Below are 14322 nucleotides of genomic sequence, written 5' to 3'. Positions count from 1 at the left end.
GACCCTAGTTCAGGATCGGCCGGATTGCAGCTGTCGTAGATTACCGATAACCGATTCCAGAGCTCGATCAAACAACTGGTTGTCATCCACAAGATGGATCAGACCACTGTCAAAGTGCCGCTGCAGCGCCTGCGTCCTGAACTCCGCGACCTTGACCCCGCTGCGGTTTACGAAGATATGATTGCCACTGAAGCTGATTATCGCCGCCAGTTTGCACCGCTGGGCTGGCTGCCCCTCGCTGGGCGTCAGCTCGAACCAGCTGCCCGCGTGCAAGCGCGAGACCCAGCTGATCGATTCTGCACTGGGCAGATCGATAACCAGTTCCGCCTCTTCTTCAACGGCTACTGATTCGATCACCTGCTCTGCAATATGTACCGCCTCGATATCCGCCAGCGCGGCTGGTTGTACCGCAAGCGCTTCCTGCGTAGCGGCGGGAATCAGCGTACTGTCCGTAGGTGCTGCCGCTTCTTCCGGTCGAGCAATGGGCTCGGCGGGCGAGATCAACGCCTCGCTGGCAGCTTTCTGCAAAGCGGCCAGAGCAGCCAGCAGGGGTGCGCTCTGCTGTTCGTCCTGACCAATGAGCTCTAGCCCTTCGGCGACCTCGCTCAACACTTTCTGATTGGCAGCATCCCGCTCCGGAAGCGTCTGGCCTTGCGCCGGGCCTTCCATACTGATGATCAGACGCTCAGCGGTATCGACAACACCTCGCCACGCCTCGGATTCAGCGCCCTGGCGAAGCCAGGTCATTTGCATGACCTGGCTCCAGGTATCGCGCAACGTGGCGACCAGGCGTACGGGCACAGTTCGACCGAGCAATAGCGCATTCAGGCTGTCGGCGACCTGGGCGCGTGCCGCTTCGACCTTCGCCTTACCCTCCTCCGCATCGCGCGTGCGCTGCTCGAGACGACCAGACCGGCGCTGCTCAATCCTGACGAAGCTGGACAACTCGGCGTGCAGCTCATCAAACAGCTCGGCCGAAGGGCTGGGCTCGATCAGCAGACGGCCAACCATATTCTCCAGGAGGATATAGAGTTGATCGCGGCGCAGGTCGTCCTGATCATTCCAGCCCACCGTTGCGCGCGCGAGTTCATTGAGCAGACGGCGTGCCGGGTGACGTGACAGGCTGAAGAACGCCTTATCCGCGATCGCCACGCGCAGCACCGGAAGCTGAAGCCGTGCCACCAGCGCCTTGACGGTCGTCGGCAGATGCTCATCATCGAGAATAAACTCGAACAACATCGACACCAGACTGATCACATCATCATCGACGCGATCCAGACTTTGCGCCTTGCCTGTGGCATGCCGGCGGTTATCCAGCTGCTGATATACATTCTTGCGGAGGTTACGCGTATCGCTTTGCGTCGGGGCAGCAGGCAGATGAGCGAGCAACTCGAGCAGCTCGTCGCTCTGCATGGGTTCAGCACCAATCACGCCCGGGTTGGACAGTGCCGTATCCCCGCTGGCATGCCGCCAGCTACCAATCAGCTGGCTGAACACCGAAAGCACTTCCTGATCGCGCTGATCGCGCGCGCCTGTATCACCAGCAAACGCATCCGATACGGTGCCACTGGGGGGACGGGCATGCTGTCCTCTGGGCGCAGCTGAACGCGCCTGCGGCACGCTGCCGAGTTTCAGATCCGGCAGGATTCCCGCCTGGATCAGTAGGGAATTCGCCTCGCCGTAGAGATCATCCAGACGGTTACAGAGATAACGCTCGAACAGCTTGAGAAGGATCAGCCGTACTTTTATATCCAGATCGAGCGCAGCGAAGCTGTCTACAAACACCTCAGCCAGGATTGCGGGGCTTAGAGGATTGCTGTGCTCGTCGACAGGCTGCTTGGAGAGACTATTGATACGCAGAGCCAGATGCTGCAACGCAAGCCGATTGCGCTCATTACAGCGTCCCACCATCCCGTCCAGCGCAACCGACTGCTCAAGTTCGTCAGGCTGAACCAGGCTGAGGCTGTCTACCGCGAAGGGTTGAGGCGCCTCTTCTGCTGCGGGCGTGATTCGGCCGAGATCGTCAAACTTCTCTATCAGGCCGCCAGCACAGCTACTGATCAGCTCGCCGCGCTTGAGGCGTAACGCCCGCATGACTTCGAAAAACATGCCCTGTTCGGCATTGCTGGCCGCTTTGTCAGCCAACACGAACAAGCTGTCGTCGGCCTGATCGTACAGCTCAGCGAGCGCCGACTTATAGAAGACAACAGCCTGGTCACGGATGCTCTGTAATAACGAAGGAAGATGAGAGGGGCGCGCAACGGGCCGTGCGACTCGCCGGGAATCCGTACCGATCGGGATGACGTTGCGATCCTTGGACATCTCAAAACTCCTGGCGGCCAGCATGTGGGGAACTCATCACAGCCGCATTGCTTTGTGAAAGACGCCGATTCGGACACATGCCCTATCCCGGCTGGCCTGTCGCGCGCGTGCTACCGAAACCAAAAGCATGCAAGCCGCGCACCGACCATCGCGACACTGGCAAAAATTGTATGGCATTAAATTGGCGTCAATTAATTCTATGCGCTTCCCGGCGAACTTCAACCTCTTTTTCCAGAACCGCGACGTCCTTGGCTAAAAGCAAATATTCCTGCCTGACTGAAATCGGTTCGAAAACTCACTCGCGCTGGCGCGGCGTTTGCAGCGGTTATCGTTTTTCTGGTTTATGCTCAGACTGCTGGCACTTTTCTGCAGTGTCTGAAAGGGTGGCAGGAATATCGATCAAACAGGCAGTGCCATGAAAGCCAATAACTAGAATCCTCTGGAGAGTCCAAGAAATGGAATCACTCATATCCATCATTAACGCCATAAACGGCGTGGTCTGGGGGCCGGCCATGCTGGCCTTGCTTGCGGGAACCGGCCTGTATCTGACCTTAGGCCTGAAGCTCCTGCCGCAGCGCAAGCTGTTCTACGGCTTCAGCATGTTGTGGCAGGGTCGGAAGAAGACCGCCGAGGAAGGCGACATCAGTCCCTTCAACGCCCTGATGACAGCCCTGTCTGCGACGGTGGGCACAGGCAATATCGCTGGTGTTGCAACCGCGGTGTTCTTTGGCGGCCCCGGCGCGCTGTTCTGGATGTGGCTCATCGCGATCGTCGGCATGGCCACCAAGTTCTGTGAAGCGGTGCTTGCGGTGCATTACCGTGAAAAAGACGCCCTGGGTAACCATGTCGGCGGTCCGATGTATTACATCCGCAACGGCCTGGGCGAGAAGTGGAAATGGCTTGGCGTGCTGTTCGCGATATTCGGCATGCTGGCCGGCTTCGGCATCGGCAACACGATTCAGTCCAACTCGGTCTCCGATGCTCTGGAAAGCACCTTCGGCATCCAGCCAGTGATTACCGGGGTGGTTATCGCCGTACTGGTCGCGCTGGTACTGATCGGCGGCATCAAGCGTATCGGCGAGGTTGCCGGCAAGCTGGTTCCCATCATGGCGCTGTTCTACGTCGGTGGCGGCCTGATTATCCTCGTTACCCACGCCAGCGAGATCCCGGATGCAATCGGCCTGATCTTCTACCACGCGTTCAATCCGGCCGCTGCAGCCGGCGGCTTTGCCGGCGCAACTATCTGGGCAGCCATGCGCTTCGGTATTGCCCGTGGTGTGTTCTCCAACGAAGCCGGCCTGGGCAGCGCGCCCATTGCCCATGCTGCGGCAAAAACCAACAACCCGATCCGTCAGGGCACAGTTGCGATGCTCGGTACCTTCATCGACACCATCATTATCTGCTCGATTACCGGCCTGGTGATCATGGTGACCGGCGCCTGGCAGAGCGGCGAAAATGGTGCATCGCTATCAGCGCATGCCTTCAATCTGGGCCTTCCGGGGGGCTGGGGTCAGTACATCGTGAGTATCGGCCTGGCAATCTTTGCCTTCACTACCATCATCGGTTGGAGCTTCTATAGCGAAAAATGCACCCAGTTCCTGTTCGGTGAGCGCTCCAATACGCCGTTCCGCGTACTCTGGATTATCGCCATTCCGCTCGGCACCCTGCCGATGATCGACCTGGGCACCATCTGGCTGGTGGCCGATACACTGAACGCGATGATGGCGATCCCCAACCTGCTGGCGCTGTTGTTGCTCAGCCCGGTGGTATTCCGTCTGACCCAGGATTACTTCAACAACCCGCTTGCAGTAAGCAATACGCAGTAACCCCGGAAGCACCAAGCCCGCCCTGCCCGGGGCGGGCTTTTCCTTTCAATCGGGTATACTCGCCGCCATCACTCACGTGCGACGGAGCCCCTTCCCCATGCCCAACCTGACTCTCGAAAGCCTGCAGACGATCATTCCCGAGGACGTGCGCCGGGCCTTGGCCGAGGATGTGGGTGATGGCGACATTACCGCCGCCCTGATTCCAGCTGACCGGCAAGCCAGCGCAACGATCATTACGCGAGAGCCAGCGACACTTTGCGGCACGGCCTGGGCTGACGAAGTGTTCCGGCAGATCGATCCAGCTATCCGGGTCGAATGGCTCGCACAGGACGGAGACCGGATCGAAGCCAACCAGGTCTTTTGCAAGCTTGATGGCCCCGCACGCGGATTGCTGACCGGCGAACGCGCCGCTTTGAATTTCATCCAGACGCTTTCGGCTACCGCCACCAGTAGCCGCTACTACGCCGATCTCGTGAAGGGCACCGGCGTTCGCCTGCTGGACACGCGCAAAACACTGCCAGGGCTACGCATGGCGCAGAAGTATGCGGTGACCTGTGGTGGATGCGATAACCACCGGATCGGGCTGTTCGACGCATTTTTGATAAAGGAAAACCACATCGCCGCCTGCGGCGGGATCAGCGCGACCATTAGCCAGGCACGTAGCCTCGCCCCGAACAAGCCAATAGAAGTTGAAGTGGAGAACCTCGAGGAACTGGAAGAGGCACTCACGGGCGGCGCAGATATCATCATGCTCGATGAAATGAGCCATGAGGACATGCGCACGGCGGTAGGTCTTGTGGCGGGGAAAGCCAAGCTTGAGGCATCCGGCGGCATAACCGAGGCAACGCTGCGCAGCATTGCCGAAACCGGTGTGGATTTCATCTCCATCGGCGGCATCACCAAGCACGTGCGCGCCGTTGATCTGTCAATGCGTTTGACCATGTAATGCACAGGCCGGCTTCGCGCCGGCCGCTGATCTCAGTCGCGCACGTTCTCGTACAGCATATAACGCGCGGTTTCGTACAGCCCGCGGGTCAGCGGCAGCAGCCGCTGATATTCCTCGGGGTAGCGTTCAGCAACATTGTCCAATGGCGTGTCCGAGTCCAGATCATGCAGGCTGGGCTCGCTGCCGTCGTAGTTCATCTGCAGCAGGAAATCCTTGGTCACCGCTCCAATTAATGGAAAGGAACCTTCACGCAGCACCAATGGCACAACCCTTTCCCCTTCTGGTGCAGGCATCTGCAGATCACGCCCAAGCGTACGGTTCTCGTAGTCCAGGCCGAGCAACCCCGCCATGGTGGGCAGCAAATCGGTTAAACCTACGGCCTCTTCGAACTCCCGTGGTTTCAGCAACTCGGGGGCGTAAATCAGCATCGGCACGTGATTGCTTTCCAGACCCAGCTTGTCGAAGGCCGGCTTCATGTAATCGATGTTGGCGATACGCGTATTGTGGTCGCCGAACAGCACGAAGATGGTGTTCTCGAAATAGCCGCTCTCCTTCGCCATCTCCATGAACCGACCGATGTTGTAATCCAGCAGGCGTGCGGCATTGTACTGCTCCACGCTGCGCGAGCCCGCCGCCTGGACTTCCTCGAGTGTGCGGTCGATTACCTGGAAGTCATCGTTGTTTTTCGGAATCGTGAACGGCCGGTGGTTGCCAGCCGTCTGGATATAGGCGAAGAAAGGCTTGTCCTTCGGCAGGCCGCGCAGGATCTGATCGGTCTCCTTGAACAGATCCAGATCCGAGATACCCCAGACATCCACATTCGGAGCCTGCCAGCCACCTTCCTCATAGAGTTCGATGCCGTCGATGCTCTGGCGAATCAGGGCATTCATGTTGGCCCAACCGGAGTTGCCACCAATGGTGTAAACCTTCTGATAATCCTTCAGCGCATTGATCAGGGTGTGCTGATTGGTAATCAGCGGGTTACGCGTCGCGGTTTCCTGACGCGATACATCCGGAACCCCGGTAATACTCGCCCAAACGGTCTTGGCAGTGCCTGTCACCGGCACATAGAAGTGCCGGAAAAACCAGCTCTCGCCGGCCATCCGGTCCAGGTTGGGAGTCGGATTCAGCGGATTACCATAGGCACCGACCGCAGTGGTGCCAAGGGACTCCAGCATCACGAACACCACATTCGGTGGCTGAGCAACCCCCAGCTGGTGCGGTTGCGGCGCTATGTGACGTGACAATGTCAGCGTTTCGGCTTCCGGCTCGGAAACGCCGAGATAATGGCTGACTTCGGCGTAATGTTTGCGTACCTGCTCCAGGTCATAGCGGTCCTGCGGCACCAGCAAGGTATCGTAGAAAAAGATCACCGGATTCAGCCCCAGTGCGCCCAGCTGCGTATCACCGGCGAAGAACGCATCGTTCCAGCGCAGCGGTACCGGATTTTCCAGGTTCAGGTTGCTGTAACGGCCGAGCAAGGCGAGAAACACTACCACCACCATCGCCACACTTCCGAGGATCCGCGACCACAGACCGATTCGTTTTTCCTGACGGTTGAGAGTGATCTTTTCTAGCGACCATAGCGCGTAGAACACTGGCAGCAACAGCGCGAGCCAGCCCAGGGTGATCCACACGACCGGATAGCTTTCCCACACCATCTGCTGGGAGATCTGTACATCAGCGATAAACTTCAGGGCTGACGCATTCAGGCGCACGCCGAGGTAGGCGTAATGCCCGAAATCAAGAATATAAACCAGTAGAATGACGGCCAGCGCCAATAGCAGGTAAGTCCGGCCCACCCAGCGCAGCACCGTTGAACGCAGACTGTTCCAGCCGGGCAGCCAAGCGAGAAACATGGCTGGAAGCATCAGCAGGATGGCCAGACGCAAATCGAAACGGACGCCAATCCCCAGCGTCTCGAGTACAAGCCCCCAGGGCTGATCAACGCCCGGATCGACCGACGAGAACGCTACGAGAAAAATGCCGCGCAACGCCACCAACAACACAAACAGAATCGCCACTCCGCCCACGAAATAATGCAGGCGCCGGGAATGCAACCAGGCCATAGAGGCTCCTAAAAAATCACTATCGGCACCCTGCGGGGTCAGGTGCGTCGTTGTTCAAACCGGGCGAGGACGCCCATGGCAAGGGTGAAATGTTCAGTGGCTAGCGGGTCCGGGCGTGGCACCGCTGCGTCAACCACCGGCAGCAGCCCGTCATGCAGGCAATGGTAACGACTGAACCGCTCGGCACTGTACAGCCGCACACTGTCTGCAGGCAACTGCGAGTTGACCGTCAGCAGTCCGTCCAGGGCATCACAGGCTGCCCCTGGGAAGTCCCACAACCGTATGACCCGGGCCGACAGTTGCCGGGAAATATTCAGCCACTGTTCACGAAATGCCTGGCTGTGCGGCTGGGGTAATGGCGTGGCAAGTTTATCCAGCACTCTGCAGCCTACCAGCAGCCCGAGATTGCTCGAAATCCCCGCCAGATAGGCATCGAACTCATCGGCGCGGTCATGCTTTGCCAAAGCGGCGTTGACCACGGCGGCTTTCTCCGACTGCTCCCATAGCAACGGACCTGCCGCCGCGCTGAACCGACCTTGATGTGCTCCGAATATGGGCTTCACCAGCAGATTGGACACCATCTGCTTCAGCCCTTCACGGCCAATAACCAGCACCGCCTGCTCGAGACTGCGTGTTTCGTGGCTACGACGATAGAACGGACTGTTCGCCAGGCGCAGCACTTCACTGACCGAGACCATATCCCGACCAATAAGCGACGCCAGTTGCCGGTTGGTTGAAGCCGGATCACGCAATGTACTCATCAGGCGAGGCAGCATGGCGGGTAGCCTGGGGATTAATTGCCGGTCAGCCAGATCACTCTCGAGCACGGCCGTAAACGCCTCCAGCGCTGCGTGCTCTGCGCGTCCAGGTCTGATACCCGCGTCAGCCTCCGCGCTAAGAACCCTGTCCAGAAAAGACTGATCAATCGCAGCGCCAGATACATTTACAGTGGGGACGTGCGCCAGCGATTCGCCGGCTACTTCCGCAGCGCGTACTGCAGCGTGCAAGCCAAGCAAAGATGTCGGCTGATCTGAAGGACGCTGAGAAAAGAAGGACCTGACTCGATTCCACATGGCATGCTTCCGTGCATTTAGCTCATTGATGGCGCCATCATAACCGCTCGGCAGGCATTAACCACCAGCGCCGTTCGACGGTGGATTCAGGACGGTTTGCTGGAGTCCAGCCTGGCCCTCAGCGTTACGCAGTCAGACACATGCCAGTCGGTCAGCTCCGGCCAGCGATTGTGCGGGTGAACGAGACAGGTATGGCAGCCCGCGGCGCGACCGGTTTCGACGTCGAAACGAAAGTCCCCCACCATGACCACTTGCGACTCAGGCAATTGCCAGGCATGCAACAGCTGGTGGATACCGTCGGGATCCGGCTTGGGCAGTGCCTCGTTACGGCCGATAATATGATCCGTATGAAAGCAGTCGAGCACACCGACCACCTCCAGCGAGGCCATCGCCACCGAGCGCAGATTGCGCGTAAGAATACCCAGCTGCACGCCCTGGGCATGCAGGTGCCGAATCAGATCCGCCGCACCGGGGGCTGGCTGGACACCGGCAGCAAGGCGCAACTCGATCGCATCCAGCTGCGCGCTCATATCCTGACGGTGTGTATCAGGCAAGCGGGCTATGTGTCCCAGAATGTCTTCGTCGGGCGGAATCCCTAGCTCCCGACGAATCGCCGGAAAATCATGCTGGGCGACCGTAAGGGTGCCGTCCAGGTCGAACACCCATCCACGCAGATCCTTCATTGCTTGGGCGATACCTTGCGCATCAACGATTCCTGAGTCACCGATGCCACCAGCACGCCGTCCTGATTGAAAATCTGACCCCGCGACAGACCCCGTGCGCCACTGGCGACAGGACTCTCCATCGCGTACAGCAGCCATTCATTCATACGCAGCGGATTGTGATACCAGAGCGCGTGATCCAGGCTCGCTACCTGCATATCGCCTGCCCAGTTGGAAATGCCATGCGGCAGCATCGCCGTACCCAACAGGTGGAAATCCGAGGCATAGGCCAGCAGATACCGGTGCAGCTGGGGGTCATCCGGCAGCTTGCCGTCAGCACGGAACCACATGTAACGAACCGGATCCGACGGCTTGGGGTTGAAAGGGTTGAACAGCCCGACAGGGCGAATCTCGATGGGCTTGTCGACCAGCACTTTTTCGCGCACTGCTTCCGGGATCATATGCTGGTATTTGCGCGTCAGCTCCGTCTCGTTGAGCAGATCATCGGGGCCTGGCACATCAGGCATGGTCGTCTGATGCTGATAGCCCTCCTCTTCACCCTGGAAGGAACAAATCAGGGTAAAGATCGGTTTGCCTTTCTGAACCGCCTGAACCCTGCGCGTAGTGAAACTGCCGCCGTCACGCACCGGATCCACGTGATAGACAATGGGAAATGTCGCATCTCCGGGACGCAGGAAATAGCCATGGGCTGAGTGCACGTGGCGATCCGGGTCAACGGTCTGGGTGGCCGCCGACAGCGACTGACCAAATACCTGGCCACCAAACAGCTGGCGAAACCCCAGGTCCTGGCTCGCGCCGCGGAACAGGTTCTCTTCGATTTTTTCCAGCGCCAACAGGCGAACCAGATCATCCAGCATTTGGGTCATAGCTTTCTTCCTCGACAACATTCGGCCGCAGTCTGAACACCGGGCCTGAATAACTGAGCCTGAACGACTGAATAGCTGCCGCGACTCCGTGTCACAGCAATTTGGGGAGGCGAGTTTACATTGACCGCCCGAATCGCGCACTTCTAACGTATTCCCGGCACAGGCGACACGCCATGCAGGCCTGGTAATCAGCATAGATGAGTTCAGTCACTGCGCTTCAGGACGGTTTGGATGGCTCGGCGACTAGGTTAAACTGCCGCGCCAAACGCCCAGACCAGAGACCATCACCGTGCGCAGCCAGTCAAACCCCGCCCCACCCTCGGTTGCCATCATTGGCGGCGGCCCGGCCGGTCTGATGGCAGCCGAAACGCTGGCAAACTCTGGCGCGGCTGTGACGGTCTACGATGCCATGCCTTCAGTGGGGCGCAAATTTCTGCTCGCCGGCGTGGGCGGGATGAATATCACGCACTCCGAGCCTGCAGAGGCGTTTATCGCGCGCTACCGTGAGGCGAGCCCCTGGGTGGCGGACTGGCTGGCTTCCTTCGACGCTGATGCGCTGCGCGTCTGGATACATGGTCTGGGCATCGACACCTTTGTCGGTTCGTCCGGCCGGGTCTTCCCGGTCGAGATGAAAGCCGCGCCACTGTTGCGTGCCTGGCTTCGCAGACTGCGCGAGAGCGGCGTAACCATTCAGACCCGGCATCGCTGGGTCGGCTGGAATGCACAGGGCGAGCTAGAGTTCGCTACGCCTGCCGGCCCCCTTTCGGTGAACCCTGACGCAGTGGTGCTGGCACTGGGGGGCGGTAGCTGGGCGCGCCTGGGCTCCGATGGTGCCTGGACAAGCGTGCTGAGCGATCGGGGCGTGGCAATACGCGCGCTGATTCCGGCCAATTGCGGGTTTACAGCAAACTGGAGTGCACACCTGAAACAGCGCTTTGCCGGCACGCCGCTCAAGCAGGTTATCGCCAGCGTTCACTCACCCGATCAGGGGCTGATCGAGCGACGCGGCGAATGCGTAGTCACCGAGGCTGGCCTGGAAGGCAGCCTGATTTATGCACTATCCGCAGAGCTGCGGGATCAATTGTCAGCTAACGGTGAAGCAAACCTGACACTGGATCTCGCACCCGACCGGAGTCTCGCCAGTTTGATCTCGGCACTCGAACAGCCCCGCAAAGGCCAGACGCTCTCCTCTGTGCTCCGCAAGCGCGCCGGGCTGGACCCGGTGAAAATCGCCTTGCTGCATGAGTGTCTGCCCAGGGAAGCCATCGCCGAGCCCGCGAGGCTGGCCAGCGGCATCAAGAAGCTGCCGGTACGTCTGACTGGCACCAGTCCCTTGGATGAAGCCATAAGCAGCGCGGGCGGCGTGTGTCGCGATGCACTGGATGATCAATTGATGCTGCGCCAGCTGCCGGGCGTATTCTGCGCCGGTGAGATGCTGGACTGGGAAGCGCCGACTGGCGGCTACCTGCTCACCGGCTGTTTTGCCAGCGGCAGGCATGCGGCACACGGCGTCATGAACTGGCTCGCTTTGTCGGCTTGACGCCCGACAATCTTGGCACCATCCAGCGCTCGAATGCCCGCGGAAAAAGCCGGGCGAACAACCGCGCTCGCCAGTTCACGTTGGACAGGATCATCAGTCGCTTGCGCTTGCATGCACCACAATAAATGTCATCGGCCACATCGGTGGGTGAGGACACCTTGAACGACGGCGCGGCATTCTGACCGCTGATCGAGCCATCGCCGACCAGCGCATTTTTGCGGATATCGGTCGCGGTAAAGCCCGGCGTTACCAGCATGACGTTCACGCCGTGCTCGCGAACCTCCGTGCGCAGGGTTTCGAACAATCCGTGCAGTGCATGCTTGCTGGCGTTATAGGCGCTGCGGTAAAGCATGGGGGCGAAGCCGGACAGCGAACTGAGTACGATAATCTGCCCGCGTCGTTCGATGATGCTGCTCAACGCATGATGCGTGCAGTGCAAGGCGCCGAAGTAATTCACATCCATGATGCGCCGGAATACCTGCAGATCGGTCTCGTGGAACAGACTGCGATGGGTGATGCCGGCATTGTTGATGAGTACATCAATGCCACCGAAATGCTCGATGACCTGACAGATCGCCTCTTCGCAGTCACGCTCATTGGCGACATCACAATGCACTGCGAGCACTTCGGCATTGACCTTGTCCGACAGTTGCTGACGGAAGGCGACGAGGGTCTCGTCCTGAATATCAAGTATCGCAATCCGGGCACCTGCCTGGGCGAAACGCAGCGCCAGAGCGCGGCCGATCCCTGCGCAGCCACCGGTAATGACGACAACTTTCTGATAGAACTGTCCCCTGGACATGTGTGCTCTCCGCCCTGTTTTCTTTTTCAATGCAGAGTGGGACAGAACGCGACCGCACGCAAGCCTGCCGCCGGGGAAGACAGTGGCAGGCTCAGGGAGCGAGCCGCTCCCGCAGCCATACATTGTCTTCCATCCGGTAACGCAACCGGTCATGCAGACGGCTCGGCCGCCCCTGCCAGAACTCCACTGATTCAGGCTTCAGCCGGTATCCGCCCCAATGCGGCGGGCGCGGTGGCGGCTGGTCAGCGTATTGTGCCTCCAGCTCCGCCAGGTTGCGCTCAAGCACCTCGCGGCTCTCAATCACCTGACTCTGCGGAGACGCCCAGGCGCCAAGCCTGCTGCCCAATGGACGGCTGTGATAATAGGCATCGGATTCCTCATCACTGATGCGCTCGATCGCCCCCTCGATGCGTACCTGGCGTTCCAGGTCGTGCCACCAGAAGGTCATTGCCGCCCGGGGATGCGTGCGCAACTGCTCGCCCTTGGCACTCTGATAGTTGCTGAAGAACACGAAACCCTGTTTATCCACCCCCTTGAGCAGCAAGGTACGCAGGTGCGGCTGGCCGGCGTCATCCACCGTAGCCAGCATCATGGCATTGGCTTCGGTGGTTTCGATTTCCACCGCCTGTTCGAACCAGGTCGCGAACAGGCTGAAGGGCTCATCCGGGGCCTGGCTTTCGAGCAACCCGTAGCGGGTGTAGTTACGACGCAGATCGGCAATGCTGGCTTTCATAGGGACTCCTTTACTGATGTGCTAATCCTAGCATTCGAGCCCCAAGCTGCATTTGCTCTGGGACAACTAATCGAGATCGCGCAGCGCCGTGTAGACCGCACGGCTCAAAGCGCTCGCACGCGGGTCCATAAGCACGTAGGGCCCCATGGCATTGGTCGCATAACCGAAGCCGACTTTCGCATCCGGATCGCAGAAGCCGAGCGTGCCGCCCGCGCCGGGATGCCCGTACGCATTGGCACCCATGCCAAAGGAGCCACCTTCGTAGTTCTGCTCAAGCATAACGCCCAGGCCAAAACGGGTGGGCGCGCGCAGGGTACGGTCAAGCCCCTGGCTGTGCTCCTGCTGCATCAGCGTGACCAGCTCTTCGTCGAGCAGTTTCACGCCATCAAGCTGACCGCCATGGGCCATGACCTGCCAGAAACGCGCCAGTGACCGGGCATTGCCGCTACCGTTGGCCGCAAGCAGTTGGGCCTGCTGCCACTCGACGCGATTGGTGCTGGTAAGCAGGCTGGATGGGTTGGCGAAGGCTTTGAAAGGCAGATCTTCGGGCTTGCCCATGGCCATGAACAACGCCTTGGCGTAGTCGTCACCGAACTGGTTGCGCAGGCGAGAAACATGGGCAATGCGCGAAAGCTCCGCGTCAGGCGCGCCGACAAAGAAGTCCATGCCAAGGGGCTGGCAGATGTGCTCCTGAACGTAGTTGCCGGGGCTTTGCCCGCTTAAGCGACGCAGCGGCTCGCCCAACAGCCAGCTGTAGGTCAGCGGTGCATAGCCGTGCGCCTCGCCGGGCGACCACCAGGGAGACTGTGCTATCAGGGCATCGCACATGGCTTGCCAGTCGAACAGCGCTTCCGGCGGCAGCGTCTGACTAATGGCAGACATCCCAGAGCGGTGGCTGAGTACGTGACGCAGGGTCACGGCTTCCTTGCCCGCTGCCGCAAACTCTGGCCAGACATCCGCCAGGGGCGCGTCCAGTTCGATACGACCCGCCGCGACCAGCTGCAGCAACGCCACTGCACCCAGCGGTTTGGTCGCCGAAAACACATTGACCAGCGTGTCCTGCTCCCAGACCTGCGAGTCATCCTTGTCGACCACGCCACCCCATACATCCAGCACGGTTTCGCCACCGACCGTGACGCACAGCGCAGCACCGCGCGCCTGCTCGTCGTTCAGTTGCTCGGCAAAAACCTCGCGTACGCTTTCAAAACGGGGATCGAAGTATCCTTGCACCTTGCTCATTCCATGCTCCTGGCCGTGCTGTTGTTGTCCGGCTATTTAAGCGCAGCCAGCGACAGAATGCAGCGCCGATAAGCGTGGCGATCGCAAGTTTATGCGTGGGCGTGATGTTTGATGCAGCCTCGGTACTGTTCCCGGGATCGAAAACAGGTTTCCTCGGATTGCGGGCCGCGTTCGGACGCGCCGGCAGGTTTGGTGTGGCTTGCAAGCCTGGCGTAGCGCAGGC

The 14322-nt window shown here is 59.7% G+C and carries 11 protein-coding genes; 3 read left to right on the top strand and 8 right to left on the bottom strand.

The window, feature by feature from the left end; genetic code table 11:
* Nucleotides 1-9: 9 nt before the first annotated feature.
* Entirely contained in the window at nucleotides 10-2322 is a 2313-nt protein-coding gene (locus tag HG264_RS18035; protein WP_169408893.1) for a DUF1631 domain-containing protein, read from the bottom strand.
* A 455-nt stretch (nucleotides 2323-2777) separates the two neighbouring features.
* On the opposite strand from HG264_RS18035, the gene HG264_RS18030 reads away from it, so the two are divergent.
* Complete coding sequence (locus HG264_RS18030) at nucleotides 2778-4148, top strand: sodium:alanine symporter family protein (RefSeq protein WP_169408892.1); 1371 nt, start codon at nucleotides 2778-2780, stop codon at nucleotides 4146-4148.
* A gap of 97 nt (nucleotides 4149-4245) precedes the next feature.
* Nucleotides 4246-5094, top strand: coding sequence for a carboxylating nicotinate-nucleotide diphosphorylase (nadC, locus tag HG264_RS18025; RefSeq protein WP_169408891.1), 849 nt, complete (start codon nucleotides 4246-4248; stop codon nucleotides 5092-5094).
* A gap of 32 nt (nucleotides 5095-5126) precedes the next feature.
* Here nadC and HG264_RS18020 read toward each other — a convergent pair whose 3' ends face one another.
* The 4 genes from HG264_RS18020 to tesB form a co-directional block, all read right to left on the bottom strand.
* Nucleotides 5127-7163, bottom strand: a complete 2037-nt coding sequence (locus HG264_RS18020) for an LTA synthase family protein (RefSeq protein WP_169408890.1) — start codon at nucleotides 7161-7163, stop codon at nucleotides 5127-5129.
* A 38-nt stretch (nucleotides 7164-7201) separates the two neighbouring features.
* The gene (locus HG264_RS18015) at nucleotides 7202-8236 is read right to left on the bottom strand and encodes an HDOD domain-containing protein (RefSeq protein WP_169408889.1); all 1035 of its coding nucleotides are present in this window, start codon (nucleotides 8234-8236) and stop codon (nucleotides 7202-7204) included.
* Nucleotides 8237-8322: 86 nt separating this feature from the next.
* Complete coding sequence (locus HG264_RS18010) at nucleotides 8323-8919, bottom strand: HAD family hydrolase (protein ID WP_169408888.1); 597 nt, start codon at nucleotides 8917-8919, stop codon at nucleotides 8323-8325.
* Nucleotides 8916-9785, bottom strand: a complete 870-nt coding sequence (gene tesB / locus HG264_RS18005) for an acyl-CoA thioesterase II (RefSeq protein WP_169408887.1) — start codon at nucleotides 9783-9785, stop codon at nucleotides 8916-8918. The genes HG264_RS18010 and tesB overlap by 4 nt, the downstream gene beginning before the upstream one ends.
* 289 nt (nucleotides 9786-10074) lie before the next feature.
* Here tesB and HG264_RS18000 point away from each other — a divergent pair, with 289 nt between their 5' ends.
* Nucleotides 10075-11325, top strand: coding sequence for a TIGR03862 family flavoprotein (locus tag HG264_RS18000; protein WP_169408886.1), 1251 nt, complete (start codon nucleotides 10075-10077; stop codon nucleotides 11323-11325).
* On the opposite strand, the gene HG264_RS17995 is transcribed toward HG264_RS18000, so the two are convergent.
* The 3 genes from HG264_RS17995 to HG264_RS17985 form a co-directional block, all read right to left on the bottom strand.
* Nucleotides 11297-12127, bottom strand: coding sequence for an SDR family oxidoreductase (locus HG264_RS17995; RefSeq protein ID WP_169408885.1), 831 nt, complete (start codon nucleotides 12125-12127; stop codon nucleotides 11297-11299). The two genes, HG264_RS18000 and HG264_RS17995, sit on opposite strands and share 29 nt — an antisense overlap.
* Before the next feature lie 91 nt (nucleotides 12128-12218).
* On the bottom strand, nucleotides 12219-12860 hold the full coding sequence (pdxH, locus tag HG264_RS17990) for a pyridoxamine 5'-phosphate oxidase (protein ID WP_169408884.1): 642 nt from the start codon (nucleotides 12858-12860) through the stop codon (nucleotides 12219-12221).
* A 66-nt stretch (nucleotides 12861-12926) separates the two neighbouring features.
* Entirely contained in the window at nucleotides 12927-14099 is a 1173-nt protein-coding gene (locus HG264_RS17985; RefSeq protein ID WP_169408883.1) for a serine hydrolase, read from the bottom strand.
* Between the last annotated feature and the right edge of the window lie 223 nt (nucleotides 14100-14322).

Source organism: Pseudomonas sp. gcc21 (genome assembly GCF_012844345.1).
GTDB lineage: Bacteria > Pseudomonadota > Gammaproteobacteria > Pseudomonadales > Pseudomonadaceae > Halopseudomonas.
This window is presented reverse-complemented; position numbering and strand designations above follow the sequence as displayed.

Coding starts and splice junctions, on each gene's coding strand:
- HG264_RS18035 (WP_169408893.1), bottom strand. CDS start 2,322: ATGTCCAAGGATCGCAACGTCATCCCGATCGGTACGGATTCCCGGCGA.
- HG264_RS18030 (WP_169408892.1), top strand. CDS start 2,778: ATGGAATCACTCATATCCATCATTAACGCCATAAACGGCGTGGTCTGG.
- nadC (WP_169408891.1), top strand. CDS start 4,246: ATGCCCAACCTGACTCTCGAAAGCCTGCAGACGATCATTCCCGAGGAC.
- HG264_RS18020 (WP_169408890.1), bottom strand. CDS start 7,163: ATGGCCTGGTTGCATTCCCGGCGCCTGCATTATTTCGTGGGCGGAGTG.
- HG264_RS18015 (WP_169408889.1), bottom strand. CDS start 8,236: ATGTGGAATCGAGTCAGGTCCTTCTTTTCTCAGCGTCCTTCAGATCAG.
- HG264_RS18010 (WP_169408888.1), bottom strand. CDS start 8,919: ATGAAGGATCTGCGTGGATGGGTGTTCGACCTGGACGGCACCCTTACG.
- tesB (WP_169408887.1), bottom strand. CDS start 9,785: ATGACCCAAATGCTGGATGATCTGGTTCGCCTGTTGGCGCTGGAAAAA.
- HG264_RS17995 (WP_169408885.1), bottom strand. CDS start 12,127: ATGTCCAGGGGACAGTTCTATCAGAAAGTTGTCGTCATTACCGGTGGC.
- pdxH (WP_169408884.1), bottom strand. CDS start 12,860: ATGAAAGCCAGCATTGCCGATCTGCGTCGTAACTACACCCGCTACGGG.
- HG264_RS17985 (WP_169408883.1), bottom strand. CDS start 14,099: ATGAGCAAGGTGCAAGGATACTTCGATCCCCGTTTTGAAAGCGTACGC.